At 70.9% G+C, this 18163-nt stretch carries 15 protein-coding genes; 6 read left to right on the plus strand and 9 right to left on the minus strand.

Annotation, left to right across the window (positions count from 1 at the left end; all coding sequences use genetic code 11):
- Positions 1 to 239: 239 nt before the first annotated feature.
- Positions 240 to 4727, plus strand: coding sequence for a glutamate synthase large subunit (gene gltB / locus AB0H12_RS00125; RefSeq protein ID WP_499619614.1), 4488 nt, complete (start codon positions 240 to 242; stop codon positions 4725 to 4727).
- Positions 4720 to 6171: a glutamate synthase subunit beta gene (locus AB0H12_RS00130; RefSeq protein WP_499619616.1), complete on the plus strand. Its 1452-nt coding sequence runs from the start codon at positions 4720 to 4722 to the stop codon at positions 6169 to 6171. Before gltB ends, AB0H12_RS00130 begins: the two co-directional genes overlap by 8 nt.
- A gap of 180 nt (positions 6172 to 6351) precedes the next feature.
- Here the strand turns inward: AB0H12_RS00130 and AB0H12_RS00135 are convergent, their stop codons facing one another.
- The 3 genes from AB0H12_RS00135 to AB0H12_RS00145 all read right to left on the minus strand — a co-directional run bounded on the left by AB0H12_RS00135 (position 6352) and on the right by AB0H12_RS00145 (position 8464).
- A complete protein-coding gene (locus AB0H12_RS00135) occupies positions 6352 to 6960 on the minus strand; it encodes a DUF4360 domain-containing protein (RefSeq protein WP_499620760.1) in 609 nt (202 codons plus the stop codon).
- Between the two features lie 110 nt (positions 6961 to 7070).
- Entirely contained in the window at positions 7071 to 7688 is a 618-nt protein-coding gene (locus AB0H12_RS00140) for a DUF4360 domain-containing protein (protein WP_499619618.1), read from the minus strand.
- 257 nt (positions 7689 to 7945) lie between these two features.
- Positions 7946 to 8464, minus strand: coding sequence for a MarR family winged helix-turn-helix transcriptional regulator (locus tag AB0H12_RS00145; RefSeq protein WP_499619620.1), 519 nt, complete (start codon positions 8462 to 8464; stop codon positions 7946 to 7948).
- 59 nt (positions 8465 to 8523) lie between these two features.
- On the opposite strand from AB0H12_RS00145, the gene AB0H12_RS00150 reads away from it, so the two are divergent.
- The gene (locus AB0H12_RS00150) at positions 8524 to 10035 is read left to right on the plus strand and encodes a diguanylate cyclase domain-containing protein (protein ID WP_499619621.1); all 1512 of its coding nucleotides are present in this window, start codon (positions 8524 to 8526) and stop codon (positions 10033 to 10035) included.
- Positions 10036 to 10071: 36 nt separating this feature from the next.
- Here the strand turns inward: AB0H12_RS00150 and AB0H12_RS00155 are convergent, their stop codons facing one another.
- From AB0H12_RS00155 to AB0H12_RS00165, 3 genes are all read right to left on the minus strand, one after another.
- Positions 10072 to 10659: a hypothetical protein gene (locus tag AB0H12_RS00155; RefSeq protein ID WP_499619623.1), complete on the minus strand. Its 588-nt coding sequence runs from the start codon at positions 10657 to 10659 to the stop codon at positions 10072 to 10074.
- Between the two features lie 34 nt (positions 10660 to 10693).
- Positions 10694 to 11266: a hypothetical protein gene (locus AB0H12_RS00160; RefSeq protein WP_230570876.1), complete on the minus strand. Its 573-nt coding sequence runs from the start codon at positions 11264 to 11266 to the stop codon at positions 10694 to 10696.
- Between the two features lie 232 nt (positions 11267 to 11498).
- Entirely contained in the window at positions 11499 to 12137 is a 639-nt protein-coding gene (locus AB0H12_RS00165; RefSeq protein WP_230570877.1) for a RhiA family protein, read from the minus strand.
- 335 nt (positions 12138 to 12472) lie between these two features.
- Here AB0H12_RS00165 and AB0H12_RS00170 point away from each other — a divergent pair, with 335 nt between their 5' ends.
- A complete protein-coding gene (locus tag AB0H12_RS00170; RefSeq protein WP_499619625.1) occupies positions 12473 to 12796 on the plus strand; it encodes a hypothetical protein in 324 nt (107 codons plus the stop codon).
- Positions 12797 to 13058: 262 nt separating this feature from the next.
- Here AB0H12_RS00170 and AB0H12_RS00175 read toward each other — a convergent pair whose 3' ends face one another.
- The gene (locus AB0H12_RS00175) at positions 13059 to 14030 is read right to left on the minus strand and encodes a hypothetical protein (RefSeq protein WP_499619627.1); all 972 of its coding nucleotides are present in this window, start codon (positions 14028 to 14030) and stop codon (positions 13059 to 13061) included.
- A 219-nt stretch (positions 14031 to 14249) separates the two neighbouring features.
- Between AB0H12_RS00175 and AB0H12_RS00180 the strand changes: the two genes are divergently transcribed.
- Both AB0H12_RS00180 and AB0H12_RS00185 read left to right on the plus strand, forming a co-directional pair.
- A complete protein-coding gene (locus AB0H12_RS00180; RefSeq protein WP_499619629.1) occupies positions 14250 to 15530 on the plus strand; it encodes a serine/threonine-protein kinase in 1281 nt (426 codons plus the stop codon).
- A 48-nt stretch (positions 15531 to 15578) separates the two neighbouring features.
- Positions 15579 to 15776, plus strand: coding sequence for a hypothetical protein (locus AB0H12_RS00185; protein WP_499619631.1), 198 nt, complete (start codon positions 15579 to 15581; stop codon positions 15774 to 15776).
- 58 nt (positions 15777 to 15834) lie between these two features.
- On the opposite strand, the gene ppk2 is transcribed toward AB0H12_RS00185, so the two are convergent.
- Positions 15835 to 16785, minus strand: coding sequence for a polyphosphate kinase 2 (ppk2, locus tag AB0H12_RS00190; RefSeq protein ID WP_499620762.1), 951 nt, complete (start codon positions 16783 to 16785; stop codon positions 15835 to 15837).
- Positions 16786 to 16906: 121 nt separating this feature from the next.
- The gene (locus AB0H12_RS00195; RefSeq protein ID WP_499619633.1) at positions 16907 to 18049 is read right to left on the minus strand and encodes a trypsin-like serine peptidase; all 1143 of its coding nucleotides are present in this window, start codon (positions 18047 to 18049) and stop codon (positions 16907 to 16909) included.
- Positions 18050 to 18163 lie beyond the last annotated feature (114 nt).

Below are 18163 nucleotides of genomic sequence, written 5' to 3' on the forward strand. Positions count from 1 at the left end.
CGTCACAAGACCCCGGCAATCCCGGTGCACCGCCAAGCGCACCCGAACGGCCCCATCCGGCCGCGAGGCGCGCACGAGCAAGTGCAGTTCTCCCGCACAACGGAGTGCGGAACCCACGCCGACGATCGCTCGGGCGTGGGTCCACAGCCAGTACCTGCAGGCCGAGTTGTCCGCGTCAAGCCGCGCGCGGGCGTTCGGCCGTCTCCGTATGCCCGGACGACGCCACGGGAGGGCCCGTTGTGACCCACCACCAGCCGCAAGGCCTTTACGACCCGCAGTACGAGCACGACGCCTGCGGTGTCGCGTTCGTCGCCGACCTGGCCGGTCGCAGAAATCACGCGATCGTCAACCAGGCCCTGGTGGCGCTGCGCAACCTCGAACACCGGGGAGCGCGCGGCGCCGAGCCGGAGACCGGCGACGGCGCGGGCATCCTGATCCAGGTGCCCGACGCGTTCTACCGCGAGGTCGTCGGCTTCCCCTTGCCCGCGCCCGGCGGCTACGCGGTCGGCACCGCGTTCCTCCCCCAGGAGGGTCAGGACGAGGTCAAGGGACAGATCGAGCGCATCGCCGCCGAGGAGGGCGCGACGGTCCTCGGGTGGCGCGAACTGCCGGTGGACGCGGACCACGTCGGTCCGACGGCGAAGACCACCATGCCCGCGTTCAGCCAGCTCTTCCTCAGTGGCGCGGAAGGCCTGGAACTGGAACGCCTGGCGTTCGTGGTGCGCAAGCGCGTCGAGCACGCGACCGACGTGTACTTCCCGAGCCTGTCCGGGCGGACGATCGTCTACAAGGGCATGCTCACCGAGCCGCAGGTGGAGAAGTTCTTCCCCGACCTGACCGACGAGCGGGTCACCAGCTCGATCGGCCTGGTGCACTCGCGGTTCTCCACCAACACGTTCCCGTCGTGGCCGCTGGCCCACCCGTACCGGTACGTGGCGCACAACGGCGAGATCAACACGTTGCGCGGCAACCGGAACTGGATGGACGCGCGCGAGTCGGTGCTCGCCACCGACCTGATCCCCGGCGACCTGTCCCGGGTCTTCCCGGTCATCACGCGCGGCGCCAGCGACTCGGCGACGTTCGACGAAGTGCTGGAGCTGCTGCACTTGGGCGGGCGCAGCCTGCCGCATGCGGTGCTGATGATGATTCCCGAGGCGTGGGAGAACCACGCCGAGATGGACGCGCAACGGCGCGCGTTCTACGAGTTCCACTCCACGCTCATGGAGCCGTGGGACGGCCCGGCGCTGGTGGCGTTCACCGACGGCACGCTGATCGGCGCGGTGCTCGACCGCAACGGCCTGCGCCCCGCCCGGTACTGGGTCACCGAGGACGGCCTGGTCGTGCTCGGCAGCGAGGCGGGCGTGCTGGAGCTCGACCCGGCCACGATCGTGCGCAAGGGCAGGCTGGAGCCGGGCCGGATGTTCCTGGTCGACACCGCCCAGGGGCGGATCATCGACGACGAGGAGATCAAGGGGCAGCTCGCGGCCGAGCACCCGTACCAGGAGTGGGTCGCCGACGGCATCCTGCACCTGGCCGACCTCCCGGCGCGTGAGCGCGAGGTGCCGACGCACTCGTCCCTGGTGCGTCGTCAGCAGGCGTTCGGCTACACGGAAGAGGAAATGGCGCTGCTGCTGCGCCCGATGGCGCGCTCCGGCGCGGAACCGATCGGCTCGATGGGCAACGACGCGCCCTTCGCGCCGCTGTCGGACCGGCCGCGGCAGCTGTTCGACTACTTCACGCAGCTCTTCGCCCAGGTGACCAACCCGCCGCTGGACGCGATCCGCGAGGAGCTGGTGACCTCGCTGCACGCCACGCTCGGCGCGGAGCCGAACCTGCTCCTCGTCGACGCCACGTCGTGCCGCCGGATCTCGTTGCCGTTCCCCGTGCTGGACAACGACGAGCTGGCCAAGCTCGTGCACGTGGACGACGACGGCACGCTGCCGGAGTTCCGCACGTTCACCGTGCGCGGCCTCTACGAGGTGGCGGGCGGCGGCGAGGCGCTGGTGCGGCGGCTGGACGAGATCCGGGCCGAGGTGTCGCAGGCGATCCGGGACGGCGCGCGGCTGGTCGTGCTGTCGGACCGGGGCGTCGACCAGGAGCACGCGCCGATCCCATCGCTGCTGCTGACCGGCGCGGTGCACCACCACCTGGTGCGGGAGAAGACCCGCACCCAGGTCGACCTGATCGTGGAGTCGGGCGACGCCCGAGAGGTGCACCACATCGCGCTGCTCGTCGGCTACGGCGCGAAGGCGGTGAACCCGTACCTGGCGATGGCGTCGGTCGAGGAGCTGCCGGACGTCGAGCCGGAGGTGGCCACCCGCAACCTGATCAAGGCGCTGGGCAAGGGCGTGCGCAAGACGATGTCCAAGATGGGCGTCTCGACCGTGGCGTCCTACACCGGCGCGCAGATCTTCGAGGCGATCGGCCTCGGCGACGAGGTCGTGGACACGTGCTTCACCGGCACCACCTCGCGGCTGGGTGGCGTCGGCTTCGACGTCATCGCCGAGGAAGTGGCGCGGCGGCACCGGATGGCGTTCCCGGCCGACGGCGTCCGGGCGCACCACCGCGAGCTGGAGGTCGGCGGCGACTACCAGTGGCGCCGCGAGGGCGAGGCGCACCTGTTCAACCCGCAGACCGTGTTCAAGCTCCAGCACTCCACGCGCACCGGGCGTTACGACATCTTCAAGGAGTACACCCGGGGCGTGGACGAGCAGGCCAAGCGGCTGATGACGCTGCGCGGGCTGTTCGCGTTCAAGGAGGGCGTGCGCGAGCCGGTGCCGATCGACGAGGTCGAGCCGGTCTCCTCCATCGTGAAGCGGTTCGCCACCGGCGCCATCTCCTACGGGTCCATCTCCAAGGAGATGCACGAGGTGCTGGCCATCGCGATGAACCGGCTGGGCGCGAAGTCCAACACCGGCGAGGGCGGTGAGGACGCCGAGCGGTTCACCCCCGACGCCAACGGGGACTCGCGGCGCAGCGCCATCAAGCAGGTGGCGTCCGGCCGGTTCGGCGTGACGAGCGAGTACCTGGTCAACGCCGACGACATCCAGATCAAGATGGCGCAGGGCGCGAAGCCCGGCGAGGGCGGCCAGCTGCCCGGCGCGAAGGTGTACCCGTGGATCGCCAAGACCCGGCACTCCACACCCGGCGTCGGCCTGATCTCGCCGCCGCCGCACCACGACATCTACTCGATCGAGGACCTGGCGCAGCTCATCCACGACCTGAAGAACGCCAACCCGGCGGCGCGCATCCACGTGAAGCTCGTCTCCGAGGTCGGCGTCGGCACGGTCGCGGCGGGCGTCTCCAAGGCGCACGCGGACGTCGTGCTGATCTCCGGCCACGACGGCGGCACCGGCGCGTCCCCCTTGTCGTCCATCAAGCACGCGGGCGGACCGTGGGAGCTCGGCCTGGCCGAGACGCAGCAGACGTTGCTGGCCAACCGGTTGCGCGACCGGATCGTGGTGCAGACCGACGGCCAGCTCAAGACCGGGCGCGACGTGGTGATCGCGGCGCTGCTCGGCGCGGAGGAGTTCGGCTTCGCCACCGCTCCGCTGGTCGTCTCGGGCTGCGTCATGATGCGGGTCTGCCACCTGGACACGTGTCCGGTCGGCGTGGCCACGCAGAACCCGGTGCTGCGGGCGAAGTTCGCGGGCAAGGCCGAGCACGTGGTGAACTTCTTCGAGTTCGTCGCGCAGGAGGTCCGGGAGCTGTTGGCGCAGCTGGGTTTCCGCACCCTGGCCGAGGCCGTCGGGCACGCGGACCTGCTCGACACGCGGGCCGCGGTCGACCACTGGAAGGCGGCCGGGCTCGACCTGTCCCCGATCTTCCACGTGCCGTCGTTGCCCGAGGGCGCGGCGCGGCACCGCACCACCTCCCAGGACCACGGCTTGGACAAGGCGTTGGACAACACGCTGATCCAGCTCGCCGAGGGCGCCATCGCCTCCGGTGACCGGGTGCGGTTGGAACTGCCGGTGCGCAACGTCAACCGCACCGTCGGCACCATGCTCGGCTCCGAGGTGACCAAGCGGTGGGGTGGCGAGGGCCTGCCCGACGACACGATCGACATCACGTTCACCGGCACGGCCGGGCAGTCGTTCGGCGCGTTCGTGCCGCGCGGCATCACGTTGCGGCTCATCGGCGACGCGAACGACTACGTGGCCAAGGGCCTGTCGGGCGGGCGGATCGTCGTCCGGCCGGTGCCCGACGCGCAGTTCGCCGCCGAGCAGCACATCATCGCGGGCAACGTGATCGGCTACGGCGCGACCGGCGGCGAGATCTTCTTGCGCGGCAAGGTCGGCGAGCGGTTCTGCGTGCGCAACTCGGGCGCGCTGGCCGTCGTCGAGGGCGTGGGCGACCACGGGTGCGAGTACATGACCGGCGGCCGGGTAGTCGTGCTCGGCGCGACCGGGCGCAACTTCGCGGCGGGCATGTCCGGCGGCATCGCGTACGTGCTGGACGCGGCCGTGCAGCGGGTCAACCCCGAGATGGTGGACCTGGACCCGGTGGACGAGTCCGACCGCGAGTTCCTGCGGCGCGCGGTGGAGAAGCACTACCTGGAGACGGACTCGGCGGTGGCGCACGCGCTGCTGGCCGACTGGGACCTGGCCGCGGACCGGTTCACGAAGGTCATGCCGAAGGACTACAAGCGGGTGCTGGCGGCACAGGCCCGGGCCGAGCTCGAAGGCCGGGACGTCAACGAAGCGATCATGGAGGCGTCTCATGGCTGACCCTCGTGGGTTCCTCACCACCGAGCGTGAGACCCCGCGCAGCCGTCCCGTTTTCCTGCGCCTGCGCGACTGGCGCGAGGTGTACGAGGAGTTCGAGCGGCCCAAGCTGGAGAAGCAGGCCGGTCGGTGCATGGACTGCGGCATCCCGTTCTGCCACCAGGGCTGCCCGCTGGGGAACTTGATCCCCGAGTGGAACAACCTGGTGTGGAGCGACGACTGGCGCAAGGCGTCGGACCGGCTGCACGCGACCAACAACTTCCCGGAGTTCACCGGGACGTTGTGCCCGGCGCCGTGCGAGGCCGCGTGCGTGGTGGGGATCAACGGCGACCCCGTCACCATCAAGCGGGTCGAGATCTCCATCATCGACCGGGCGTGGGACGAGGGCTGGGTCACGCCCCAGCTGCCCGCCACGCGCACCGGCCGTTCGGTGGCCGTGGTGGGTTCCGGGCCGGCGGGCCTGGCCGCAGCGCAGCAGCTGACCCGTGCCGGTCACTCGGTCGTGGTGCTGGAGCGGGCCGACGCGATCGGCGGGCTGCTGCGCTACGGCATCCCCGAGTTCAAGATGGAGAAGTGGCGGCTGGACCGCCGGTTGGACCAGATGCGGGCCGAGGGCACCGAGTTCCGGACGAACGTGAACGTCGGCGTCGACGTCACCGTCGAGCAGCTGCGGGAGTCCTACGACGCGGTGGTGCTGGCCGGCGGCGCGACGGCGTGGCGCGACCTGCCGGTGCCCGGCCGGTCGCTGACCGGCGTGCACCAGGCGATGGAGTACCTGCCGGGGGCCAACAAGGTGGCGCGCGGCGAGCTGGACGCGCCGCCGATCACGGCGGAGGGCAAGCACGTCGTGGTCATCGGCGGCGGCGACACCGGCGCGGACTGCGTCGGCACGGCCCACCGCCAGGGCGCGTTGTCGGTGACGCAGCTGGAGATCATGCCCCGGCCGCCGGAGAAGCGCGCCGAGGCGCACCCGTGGCCGACCTACCCGATGCTCTACCGGGTCACGTCGGCGCACGAGGAGGGCGGCGAGCGGCTGTACTCCGTGTCCACCGTGGAGTTCCTCGGCGACGACGAGGGCGCGGTGCGGGCGTTGAAGCTGGTCGAGGTCGAGGCGTCCGGCGGGCGGTTCGAGCCGGTGCCCGGCAGCGAGCGGGAGATCCCGGCGCAGCTGGTGACGTTGGCGATGGGCTTCGTCGGCCCGGAGAAGGACGGCCTGCTCACCGAGCTGGGCGTCGACCTCGACGCGCGCGGCAACGTGGCGCGCGACGAGGAGTTCGCGACCTCGGTCGACGGCGTGTTCGTGGCCGGCGACATGGGCCGCGGCCAGTCGCTGATCGTGTGGGCCATCGCCGAGGGCCGCTCGGCCGCCGCCGGCGTGGACGCCTTCCTGACGGGGCGGGCCGTGCTGCCCAGGCCTATCGAGCCGACCGACCGGCCTCTCGTGTGACTCGTCCCCGGTCGCACAACGACGTGCGGCCGGGGACGGCCTTCCCGCGCGCCCGGACAGCGTGGTCCGGCCGCGCGGGAAGTCGGAACGGCGCGTGCGCCAACCGGTCGAGCCTTCCGCGCACGCGCTCAGGCGGGCCGGTCCGGTGGGTGGGGACCACCACTCATCGGGCCGGTTCGCTCACGGGCAGGTCTTCCAGGCGAAGTGGTACGTCGTCTCGACGCTGCCGTCCGTGGAGTCCATGGACATGAAGCTGGTGGTCGTCGTCGTGTCGGACGACCCGGCGCTCACCCGCAACTCCGTGTTGATGTTGAACAGCCGTTGCTCGCCGCACGGGTGGTAGACGATCGCGGCGAGTTCGGTGGTGTCGGTGGCCTGCCAGTCGTCGCTGAACGGTCCCGCGTAGCTGTGGCTCCGGTACGCCGTCGGCGACATGCCCTGGAAGTAGTAGTTGGCCCGTTCCAGACCGGTCGCGCCCCGCTCGAGGTGGGCGAAGCCGCGGTAGTCGGTTTGCGCGATGCCGTAGGTGAACCCCTGTGGGATGTTCAGCCTCAGGTTGAGCTGGCAGTTCTTCCGGAAATCGGTGGGCAGCGCGCCTACGCCCACCTGCGCCATGAACTGGCTGTAGGTGACGGTGAACGCCTTGTTGTCCGGTGAGACCGCCACGGCCGCGGTACCGGCCGGGCATCCGGAGCCGTTGACGGTCACCACGTCGATGGTCATGTGATCCGGCGGCGGGGTGGTGTTCGGCGCCCCGCCGGGAGGAATGACGATCACCGCCGCCGCCATGGTGACGGCCGCCACGAAATTGAACATGCAGCACCTTCCGACTCGTCGATGAGCACGGTATCGGCGGCGAATTGACGCAAGTCCCTGGCCCGGTCACCAATCGGGCCGCCCTAGCACCGCTTCCACGAGAAGTGGTACGTGGTGCTCACGTTGCTGTCGGTCGAGTCCATCACCATGAAACTGGTTCCGGTCGACGTGCCCGCGGTGACCCGGAGTTCTGTGTTGATGTTGAACATCCGCTGTTCGCCGCACGGCGCGTACACGATGGCGTCCCATTCCGTGGCGTCCGTCGCCTGCCAGTTGTCGCTGTAGGGCCCGGCGTAGGAATGGCTCTTCCGCGCCGTCGGCGACATGCCCTGGAAGTAGTAGCTGCCCTGCTCCATTCCCACCGCGCCGCGCTGGAGGTGCGCGAACCCGCGGTAGTCGGCCTTGGCGATGCCGTAGGTGAAGCCCTGGGGGTAGTTCAACTCCAGCGTGAGCTGGCAGTTCTTCCGGAAGTCCGTCGGCTCGGAGTCGGCGCCCGCCTGCGCGAGGAACTGGCTGTAGGTGACGGTGAAGGCGATGCGGTCGGGCGAGGCGGCGACCGCCGCGGTGCCGGCCGGGCAGCCGGATCCGTTCACGGTCCTGACCTGGACCGTGACGTATTCGGGCGCGGTCTCGACCGTTGTTTCACCGAATGGGACGAGCGCGGACATGGTCAATGCAGCCGCAGCCACTGAGGTCAGCATGAACGGCCTTTCTCGTACGGGTTGACGTGCGGTGTGACGGCGGTTACAGGACCGTAGCGCAACGTCACCGGAGCATTGCTCCTCCATTCGAGTGGAACCGCTCCCAAATATTGGGAAGAATGTTTCCCCGAAGAAATGCCGACGCCTTTCCAGTCGACCGGGCATACCCGGCCCATGAATTCGATGGCGATCGCAGGCCATCCGCACGGCGTTCGTTGAAATTGCGACGACATTGCGAAAACCGCGTCTCGGCGGGACTACCTCGGACGGGCGGCGGCCACTCGTCGGATCAATTGCACCATCTGCGCGCGCTCGTCGGAGTCCAGCACCTCGAACCAGCGCGCCTCGCGCGCGTTCTGGTGCGGGAAGACGCGCGACACCGCCGTGCGGCCCTCCTCGGTGAGCGCGACGAACACCACGCGCCGGTCCTGGCCGTCCCTGGTCCGCTCGACCAGCCCGGCCCGCTCCAGCGTGTTGATCAGGTTGGACATGGCCGACCTGGTCGTGCCGGACAGGTCGGCCAGCCGCGCGGGCTGGGTCGGGCCCAGGATCCACAGCTTGAACATCAACCGGAACCCGGGCATGGTCCACCCCTGCTCGCGGTGCACCAGCGCCTCGTAGTCGGTGATCATCATGTACGCCAGGTGCAGCACGTTGTACGAGAGGCCGAACGCGTCCGCGTCGCCTCCCAAGTCGCCGATCCGGTGCCGGGCGAACCGCTCGTACTCCTGCTCCGTCGCCACGTCGGCGGCGACGGGATCCTCCTGCTCTGCCACCCGCCGATCCTCCCAGGGCGACCCGGCCGAAGGCACCGGAATGCGGCACACTGACCGACGTGATCGGGACGAGGCGGTTCGCCCTCACGGCCGCGGTCGTGGTGGCGCTGGCCACCGCCGCGTCCGTGGCCGCGAGTTTCGACGTCGTCAAGGGCGAGGGCGCGGTGGTCCTCGACGACCTCGCCCAGCTCGCCACCGGCCTGTTCGCCACCGGTTGCTGCTGGTGGACGGCTCGCCGCGCGACCGGGCCGGATCGCCGTTGGCGGCTGGCGATGGGGTTCGGCATGGCCGGCTGGTCCACCGGCCAGGCGTTGTGGACGTGGTACCAGTTGATCGAGCGGCGCGCGGTGCCGTCACCGTCGCCGGCGGACGCCGGGTACCTCAGCATCGTGCCGTTCGCGTTCGTCGCGCTGCTCGTCATCGGCAACTTCCGCCGGTCGGACTCCCCCGACGCGCTGCTGGACCGCCGCTCCCGCAGCGCCCGGCTGGTACTGCTGCTGGACGGCCTGATCGTGGTCGGGTCGCTGTTCGTGCTGACGTGGACCACGTCGCTCGGCGGGCTGGTCGCGGCCGGGAACCCGGGCTCGGCGGCGTTCCTGGTGGCCATCGCCTACCCGGTGACCGACCTGGTGCTGCTGGTGATCGTGGTGGTGCTGAGCGCGGACCGCAAGGTCGTGCTGCGACCGCAGCTGCGGTTGTTGGGCCTCGGCCTGGCGGGGCTGGCCGCGTCCGACTTCGCGTTCGCCTACCTGGTCAGCATCCAGGCGCCGGAGGTGCCGCCGCTGGCCAACGCCGGGTTCGTGGTGGGACCGGCGCTGATCGCATTGGCGGCCCTGGCGCCCGTGCCGTCGCCGCCGACCGGCCGGAGCCGCAACCGGCGGCCGTGGCAGTGGGCCTACCTCCTGATGCCGTACGTGCCCTTACTGATCAGCACCGTGCTGGTGCTGCGGCGCACGATCATCGGCGACCTCGGGCCGTTGGACGCGGTGGAGATCGGCTGCGGCTTCACGGTGTTCGTCGCGGTGATCCTGCGGCAGCTGGTGACCCTTGTGGACAACACGAAGCTCGTGCTGCTGTTGCGCGAGTCCGAGCGCACCCTGACGCACCAGGCCCACCACGACCCGTTGACCGGGCTGGCCAACCGGGCGCTGTTCGAGCGCAGGCTGGACGAGGCGATGGCCGAGCACCACGGCGACGGCACGCCGTTCGGGCTGCTGTTCGTGGACCTGGACGACTTCAAGGCGGTCAACGACGTCTCCGGCCACGCGCACGGCGACGCGATGCTCGAACGGGTGGCGCAGCGGCTGCGGCAGTGCGTCCGCGACACCGACGTGGTGGCCCGGCTCGGCGGCGACGAGTTCGGCGTGCTGGTCGAAGGGCTGGAGGAGCCGGAGAAGGTGGCGTTCCGCATCCTCGACGCGCTCGGCGAGGAGATCAGCGCCTCGGTCGGCGTGGTGATCTGCGCCGACCACGACCCCGAGGCCACCGCCGCGTCCGTGCTCAGCCGTGCGGACAAGGCCATGTACGAGGCGAAGCGCGACGGCGGCCGGGGTCTGGTCATCCACTCGTAGGGCCGGGCCGCCGGACGGCCCGGCCCCACCTCCGGCTCAGTGGATCTCGAGGTCGCTCCACCACTGGACGGCGACCAGGGGATTCCCGCCGGCGAACCTGACGGTGAAGCCCGGGGCCCGGTCGTGGTCGGCGTAGTAGGGGCCGATGCCCAGCGCGATGACGACCCTCCCGCGGCTCGCGGGATCGGGGAGCAGGGCCGGGTCGACCCGGTGGAGCAGGGCGACGTCCGTGCTCAGCGCGGCGTGGTAGTCGGTCCACGCCGTGGTGGAGGACTCGCACCTGAGCTGCATCACGATGAGTGGCGGAGCCTGCTCGTCGACGTTCTCGTCCACGTTGAAGACCAGGTCCGCCCGCTCGACGCGCTCGCCGGGCCGCCGTCGGAAGACCGGCACGGCGGCCTGCCCGGTCCAGACCTGGCCGACCTCGGTCATGACGTCGAGCGGGTCGAACCTGCCGGTGGTGTCGCGCAGGTTCCGCTGCAACCACTTGGCGAACTGGTTGTGCGCCCACCCGTCCCAATCCCCGGCGAACCGGATGACCTCGTTGATCAGCGGCTGCTCCTCGTCAACCCACTGAGCGACCTTGTCGACGGCCTCGTGGGGGTCGAGCGTGAGTTTCGACATCCGTGTGCTCCTCGCAGGTGGGGTGGAAAGCGGGTCAGCCGACCAGGCCGGGGTCGGCCCACCACTGCACGGCGTACTGGCGTCCGGCGCTCTCGACCCGGTAGCCCGCGGCGGGGCGGAGGCCGGGCTCGTTGAAGCAGATGCCCAGCGACAGCACCATCACGTTCTCCGGGCCGAACGCGTCGTCGACGTCCGGGTTGACGCCGTAGAGCTTGGTCACGTCACGGCTCAGCCCGGCGCGGAACGCGGGCCACGGCTGTTTGGGCGACTGGCACTTCAGCTCCGTGATGATCACCGGCGGCTCGGCCTCCACGGTCGGGCTGAGCGCGTTGAACACGATGTCCGCGCGCTGCTGAGGGCTGTCGAAGACCGCGATCGAGCCCTCGCCGGTCGGGATGTGGTTGGCCTCGGTGAGCACGTCGAGCGGGTTGTTGTTGCGCAGCCGCAGCTTGAGCTGGCCCTGCAGCCACAGCGCGAACTGGTTGCGCGCCCAGCCTTCCCAGCCGCCCGCGAACAGGGAGAGGGCTTCGATCGTCGGTTGTTCGACCTGGATCCACTCGATGAGGGCCTTGATCACGTCGACCGGGCCGATGGTGTTGTAAGCCATGACTTCACTCCTGGGGGGAGAGGGGAGAGAGGGGGCGCAGAGCGCGCCGGGGGAGTCGCGCTCTGCGCCCGGGACGACGGGCCGGTGTGGTGGGGGCACCCGGGCTGTCGAGCGGGGCGGGTCGTGGGCGCCTCCGGAGCTCGACCCCGTCGTCCTTCGCGGTGCGCCGGAGGGGGCCTTCCGGCGCACGGGTCCTACGGCAGACCGGGGAGAGATCCGGTCAGGGGTGTGCTCAGGCCGCGACCGACTGCGTGCCGGTGCTGATCGACCACGTGTTGTCCGGGTGCAGCACCGCGGTCATCTCGAAGCCCGCGTTGTAGTCCAGTTCCACGGTGTTGCTGATCTGCTCGACGTCGAGCACCTCGCCGTGGACGTAAGTGCCCGCGGTGAGCCAGTAGCTGGGGTGCGGCGTGAAGACGAGGTTCTCGTTGGGCTGCGCCTGCACCGCGAACACGCCGGAGTTCGACATGCCGATGCCGACCGAGGCGCCGTCGGCGGGCACCGTCGGCAGTTCCCGGATGTAGAGGCTGCCGAGCTCCGGCACGCCGAACGCCTTGCCGGGCACGAAGCGGTGCGCGCCGTCGGTGTAGTCGAACAGGATCTGGTTCGTGGTCAGGTCCTGCGGGTTGGCCCGCCGGATCTCCTGCGCGCGGAACCGCGTGCCCGGCTTGAGCGAACCCGTGTACGACCAGACGAAGCTGTAGTCGAGGGTCCACTCGAAGGTCACGGTGGTGCCCGGCCACGCCGGCGCGGTCAGCCAGGCCAGCGACATGGCGTTGCGCACGCCGAGGTCCACGGGCTGCTGGTAGACGCACAGGTCTTGGAACTGGGTAGATTCATTGCGGACCGTCAGTGAGTACTGGGTTGGCATGGCAGCACAACTCCTTCACGAGGAGACGATTCGGATAAATTCGAACGAGGGCGCGGAATGGTCGGGAGCAGTGCGACCGGTCGCGGGCCGGTCGATCCCACCGCGTTCCTCCGTGCTCGGAACGGCCGGCCGGTCAACGCATTCGGGATTTCTCGATTTCGCTTTGTCGGTCCGTCCGCCTAAACCAGTACACGCCGGCGATCGCAGGGCGTCAAGCGACCGGCCTTCACCCGATACGTCGACGTCGCATTCACCTGACTTGGCCTCCGGAAGCGCCGGGCGCGCCTTTTCGCAACGTGAAAACGCCAGGCGACCCGTAACGAAAGTCGCGCGAATTGAATTGCCAGCAGTGTCGGAAGGAGTTCGCCGCGCAGAGCACCGGCCGGCCCCGTCGGTACTGCTCGTCGGCGTGCCGGCAGCGCGCGTTCCGGGCCAGGCGGGTCACCGAGCGGTCGACCGTGGCGCTGCCCGGTCAGGTCGAGGCGCTCGCCGCCGAGCTCCGGGACAACGCCGAGGTGATCCGCTTCCTCGCCCGCGGCTGGACCCCGGTGGAGGCCGGGATGTCCCTGTCCGACCTGATCGAGGCCACCGCGGACCTCGCCGAGCGGTTACGGGAACTGGGCGGTCGCCTGGCCGACGCGCCGTCCGGGCACGGGTGACGCAACGCGCGACGCAACTCCGTGAGCGAGACCGCCCGCGGGTGACCCCCGGAGGCCTGGCGACGACCGTCGGAGGGGCGCCGTCCGGTCCGTCACCGGGTTCGTCCGCGGCTCACCGGACCGGTCAGGTCGGGCCGGGGCGTGCTCGACCTCGCCGGGCGGACGTCATGGGAGCGTTCGACCGGAGGGAGAGCCGGTCGAGGCGCCGCGGCCCCCGGACCGCCGCCTCCCGGCTCCGTCCGGTTCGACGTCGTGCCGGTCGTCACTTCGGCAGGCCGGCCCACACCTCCGCCGCGACGACCCTCACCGCGGCGCAGGCGTCCTCGACCGCCGCGCCGGTCGGCAGGGCGACGGTGACGAGCGCGAGCTCGCTCAACCCGTTCTCGAACGGGATGTGGGTGGTCTCCGCGCCGCACAGCACGAGCGAGGACGTGGTCAACCCGGACATCACGGTGGGGCGTCCGGCGATGTCCTCGAGCTTGCTGTTCCCGCCGTTCGGTTCGGTCGGCGTGCCCACCGAGTACGTGACCCGCACCCTGGGCGGCGTCGTCGTGCCATCCGGGCTCCACCGGCACTGGTGCCCCGCCGGGTAGGGCCAGGCACGCGAACCCGCCAGCCCGGGCAGCCGCGCGACCGTCGCGTCCGACAGCCCGCGGCACGCGTGCACCGGCCCGAGGGACTTCGCCGCGAACCGCCGGTGCTCCACGTCGCCCGCGAGCACGCGGTCCGCGACGGCGCGCACCACGACGTCGGCGACCTCGCACAGCCGGGTCGCGGCCACCTCGACGTCGGAGTAGTTGTCGACGGTCACGTTCAGCGCCACGAGGTCGGCGAACACCAGGCCGCGCTGGCACTGGACGCTGCCGCCCCGGATCTCGACGATCCGCAGTTCCTTGTACGGCACCAGCGGCCCGTCGAACACGGCCTCGTGCAGCACCCGGTCGAGGCCGCCCGCCACCACGTCGAGCACCGCGCCGCCCGTGGACACCTTGAGCAGGCAGTGGTCGAAGGACTCGACGGGCGCCACCGAAGCCTCGCCGAACGCCGCCACGTCCGCCGGCTCCACCTGTCCGCACGGGTCGACCGACGCCAGGTCGCCGAGCAGCACCTCGGCGGTGCGCGCGGGAGGTTCCGGGAAGGTCGGGTTCGGCACCGGCACGGCGATCCCGCCCACGGTGGCGCTGCACCCGACGAGCAGTGCCGATAACAGGACGACGCCAAGCGCTCTCGCCATGACGGAAGGGTAGGCGAGGATCATCCGCGCAGGACACGACTTCACCCGAGCGCCACGCGGTTCGGACCACGTCGTGACCCGCCGCGGCACCACGGCCGACGGGTCGCGGTCGACGGGTCATCGCCGCCACGACGCCGACCCGAGGCGCGCTCACCTGTTTGCCGCCGGCGTGATCAGGGCATTCGGAACTGTCCCCGCTCACGCGACCGGAGGTACGAGGTGTCACCCTCGGCAGGCGAGAACGTGCTGGCCGACCGCTACCAGCTGATCGAGCCGATCGGGATCGGCGGCATGGCCGAAGTCCACCGGGCCTGGGACACCGTCCTGCGGCGGCACGTCGCGGTCAAGCTGGTGCAGCCCGGTTTCGACCCCGAGGCCGCCCGGCGGTTCGACAACGAGGTCCACCTCCTGGCCGGGCTCACGCACCCCGCGCTCGTGTCGGTCTACGACGCCGACACCACGGCGGCGACACCGTTCGTCGTGCTGCGGTTGGTCGAAGGCCGGACCCTGCACGACCGCCTGGTCCTCGGACCGCTGCCGCCGGACGAAGTGCGCCGGCTCGGTGCCCGGCTGGCCGACGCGCTGGCGCACGTGCACGCGCACGGCCTCGTGCACCGCGACGTGAAGCCGGCGAACATCCTGCTCGACCACGAGGACGACGCCTACCTGGCGGACTTCGGCCTGGCCCACCTCACCGGCGCCACCCGGCTGACCCGCACCGACCAGTTGGTCGGCACCGCCGGTTACCTCGCCCCGGAACAGGTGCTCGGCCAGGAGATCGGCCACCCGACCGACGTCTACGCCCTGGGGCTGGTGCTCCTGGAGTGCCTGACCGGACGGCGCGAGTACGAGGGCGGTGACGTGGAGGCCGCGGTCGCCCGACTGCACCGACCGCCGGTGATCCCCGATCACCTGCCCGCTGACGTCCGCGAGCTGGTGGCGCGCATGACCTCCGCCGCACCGGAGGACCGGCCCACCGCGCACGACTGCGCCCGGGTCTTGGCGGGCGCGGCCCTGCCGCCCGACGACGGGGACGAGGCGGACACCGAAGAGCTACCGCGTGCGGCGACCCGCCCCTCGTGGCAGGTGCTCGTGGCCTCGGCGGGCGCCCTGGTCGGCGCGTTCGCGATCACGATGGCCGCGATCTCGGACGACCCGCCGACGACTCCCGCACCGCCCGCGTCCACCACTCAGCAGGCGTCACCCGGCACCGCGGGGTCGTCGGACGCGCCACAGGACCAGGCCGAGCCCCGGTTCATCGTCACGCCGCAAGCCACGGGCACGGCTCCGCCGTCGACCACTCCCCCGCAGCCGACGTCCCGAGCCGACCACCCACCGGCCGAGGACACGGCGGAACCGGCGGTCGGGCCGGACGGCGGCACCACCCAGCCCGTCGTCACCACCACAAGCCCGCCGACCTCGGCCGCGCCGACCACCACGTCCGTGAGCCCGGAACCGGAGCCGGAACCGTCGCTCCAGCCGACCGAGGACGGGAGCTGACGCCACTCGGCGGCCTGCCCGAGAGGGAACGACCGCTGGTGGCCACTCTTGGTCATCGCTCGCGTGCGGACCGCGTCGACTCCGGAGAACTCGCCGGGTCCGGGCGAACGGCCGGCGGAGACCGAACCCCGCTTCGCCCTCATGGGCCACGCGATGGGCTACGTGTTCTCGGCCGCCCTGCGCGCGGTCGCGGCGTTGGGCGTGGCCGACCACCTGAGCCAGGGACCCGCCCGGTCTCCGACCTGACGGAGTCGGTCGGCGCCGGCCCGCTCAACCTGTCCCCGCAGGTGAGGACGGCGTGCTCTCACGGGTGCACGCCCGGCCCGTGGTCGGCGTCCGGGGGGTGCGTGTCGTCGGCGTGCGCGAGGGGGGTCGGGCTGAGCGTGGTCTCGTCCTCCCCCTCCTCCAGCAGCGTGGCCGCCGGGCCGACCACCCGCGGGTCCGGCTCGCCGACCACGTCGGGGTCCTTGTCGGTGTAGTCCACGCGGGCCAGCACGCTGCGCATGGCCTCGATCCGGGCCCGCTTCTTGTCGTTGCTCTTCACCACGGTCCACGGCGCGGCGTGCGTGTCGGTGGCCCGGAACATGGCCACCTTCGCCGCGGTGTAGGCGTCCCACCGGTCGAGCGACCTGATGTCGTTCGGGCTGAGCTTCCACTGTCGGACCGGGTCGACCTGACGGATCAAGAACCGCGTCCGCTGCTCCGCACGTGACACCGAGAACCACAGCTTGACCAGCGCGATCCCGTCGTCCACCAGCATCCGCTCGAACGTCGGCGCCTGCCGCATGAAGCGCTCGTACTGCTCGTCGGTGCAGTAGCCCATGACCCGCTCGACGCCGGCGCGGTTGTACCAGGACCGGTCGAACAGCACGATCTCGCCCGCCGTCGGCAGGTGGGAGACGTACCGCTGGAAGTACCACTCGCCCTGCTCACGCTCGGTCGGCTTGCCCAACGCCACCACCCGTGCCCCGCGCGGGTTGAGGTGCTCGGTGAACCGCTTGATGGTGCCGCCCTTGCCCGCCGCGTCACGCCCCTCGAACACGACGACCATCCGCCCGCCGGTGTCCTTGATCCAGTACTGCAGCTTCAGCAGCTCGATCTGGAGCAGCCGCTTGGACAGCTCGTACTCCTCGCGCGACAGCCGCGTCGGGTACGGGTAGTTCTCCCGCCAGGTGTCGATCTCCGTGCCGTCGGGGTGCCGCAGCACGGGGTCGTCCCCGTCCTCGTAGTCGACCACGAGGTCGTCCACGCGCAGGCCGGGGAAGAGGTCGCCGAGGTCGAGCACGCTGTCCACCGGTTCGGCGTACCCGGCCGGGGTTCGGCGAAACCTGCCGGTCACGCGGGTCGCACTCCGGGAGCGCGACCCGCGTGGGGCGTCACAGCAGCGTGCTGATCTGGGCGGCGACCAGGTCGATCCGGACGCCCTGGTTCGGGCAGCCGCCGTAGTGGTGCAGCCCGATCACCTTGTGCGTGCGCCGGGACAGCACCGGCGAGCCCGACGAGCCGCCCTCGGTGTCGCACCGGTAGGCGATGTCGGACTGCGAGGAGCTGCCGTTCACCCGGACGGCAGACACGGCGCAGTAGCCACCGCCGTTCTGGTCGTCACGCAGGGAGAGCTTCTTGAGCTTGCCCGCCGGGTGGCCGACGACGTACATCTCCTCGCCGACCGCCGGGACCCGCGCGTCCAGCTCCAGGTAGCCGAACGACGCCAGCGACGCGAAGTTCGTGACGCTGAACAGCGTGTAGTCCAACGCCGCGCTGGTCTTGAGCACCGACGACACCAGCACCTTGGTGACCGCGGCGCCGGCCGTGCCGCCGCAGGTCGGGCACTGGTAGTTGAACCACACCTCGATGCCGGCACCGCTGGTGAAGCAGTGGTTGTTGGTCAGCATCCGGTTGTTCGCGCCGACCCGCCAGGCGGTGCACAGCGAGCCGCCGTTGCGCAGCAGCTTCGCCACCGCCCTGGTCCTGCCGAACTCGGTGGGGTTGCTCGACTGGTAGCAGACGGCGTCGCGGTAGTCGTTCGTGCCGCAGATGCTCTTGGGCGCCAGTTCCGCCGCCGCGGCCAGCTCGGCGTCGGTGTACCCGCGGGTGATCTTGTCGAGCTCCACCCGGCTGGCCGGGTGCGCCGGTCCGCCGTCCCGGCCGCGCAGGCTGACCACGGCCCGGTCGCCGGTGACCGACATGGCCCAGAAGCCGGTGCCGTCCGCGGTCGCGGTGCCCGACGCCGTGACGTCGGAGGTGTAGCGGTAGGACTCGACGCCTGCCGGGTCGGACACCGTGAGCACGTCGCCCGCGACCAGGCGCAGGCCGGTGAAGTGGGTCTTCAGGTACCACGAGCCGGGGCGTTCGAGGGACGCGGTCTGGTCCTTGCCGCCGAGGACGGTCGAGACGACCTCGTCCTCGCCGACCTTCTGGGTCTGTTCGACGTAATCCGGCGCCGGCGCCGCGGTCGCGGTTCCGCCTGACAGCGGTACCACGAGGAGAGCGGCAGCGAGGAGTTGCAGGGTTCTCCGCACTGGTTCACCTCACATCTGGAGCAGGGATGGGTGACACCTCGATGCTGCTCCTCGGAACGTGAGGTGTCAGCCCTCCGAAGGTCGGGTACTCGAACGTCCACTTAGGACCACGCG

This window comes from Actinosynnema sp. NPDC023794 (genome assembly GCF_040639675.1).
In the GTDB taxonomy this organism is placed as follows: Bacteria; Actinomycetota; Actinomycetes; order Mycobacteriales; family Pseudonocardiaceae; genus Actinosynnema; species Actinosynnema luteola.

What these genes read in the sequence shown, in the direction of transcription:
- AB0H12_RS00130 (WP_499619616.1), top strand. Translation starts at nt 4,720, where the DNA reads ATGGCTGACCCTCGTGGGTTCCTCACCACCGAGCGTGAGACCCCGCGC.
- AB0H12_RS00135 (WP_499620760.1), bottom strand. Translation starts at nt 6,960, where the DNA reads ATGGCGGCGGCGGTGATCGTCATTCCTCCCGGCGGGGCGCCGAACACC.
- AB0H12_RS00140 (WP_499619618.1), bottom strand. Translation starts at nt 7,688, where the DNA reads ATGCTGACCTCAGTGGCTGCGGCTGCATTGACCATGTCCGCGCTCGTC.
- AB0H12_RS00155 (WP_499619623.1), bottom strand. Translation starts at nt 10,659, where the DNA reads ATGTCGAAACTCACGCTCGACCCCCACGAGGCCGTCGACAAGGTCGCT.
- AB0H12_RS00160 (WP_230570876.1), bottom strand. Translation starts at nt 11,266, where the DNA reads ATGGCTTACAACACCATCGGCCCGGTCGACGTGATCAAGGCCCTCATC.
- AB0H12_RS00165 (WP_230570877.1), bottom strand. Translation starts at nt 12,137, where the DNA reads ATGCCAACCCAGTACTCACTGACGGTCCGCAATGAATCTACCCAGTTC.
- AB0H12_RS00175 (WP_499619627.1), bottom strand. Translation starts at nt 14,030, where the DNA reads ATGGCGAGAGCGCTTGGCGTCGTCCTGTTATCGGCACTGCTCGTCGGG.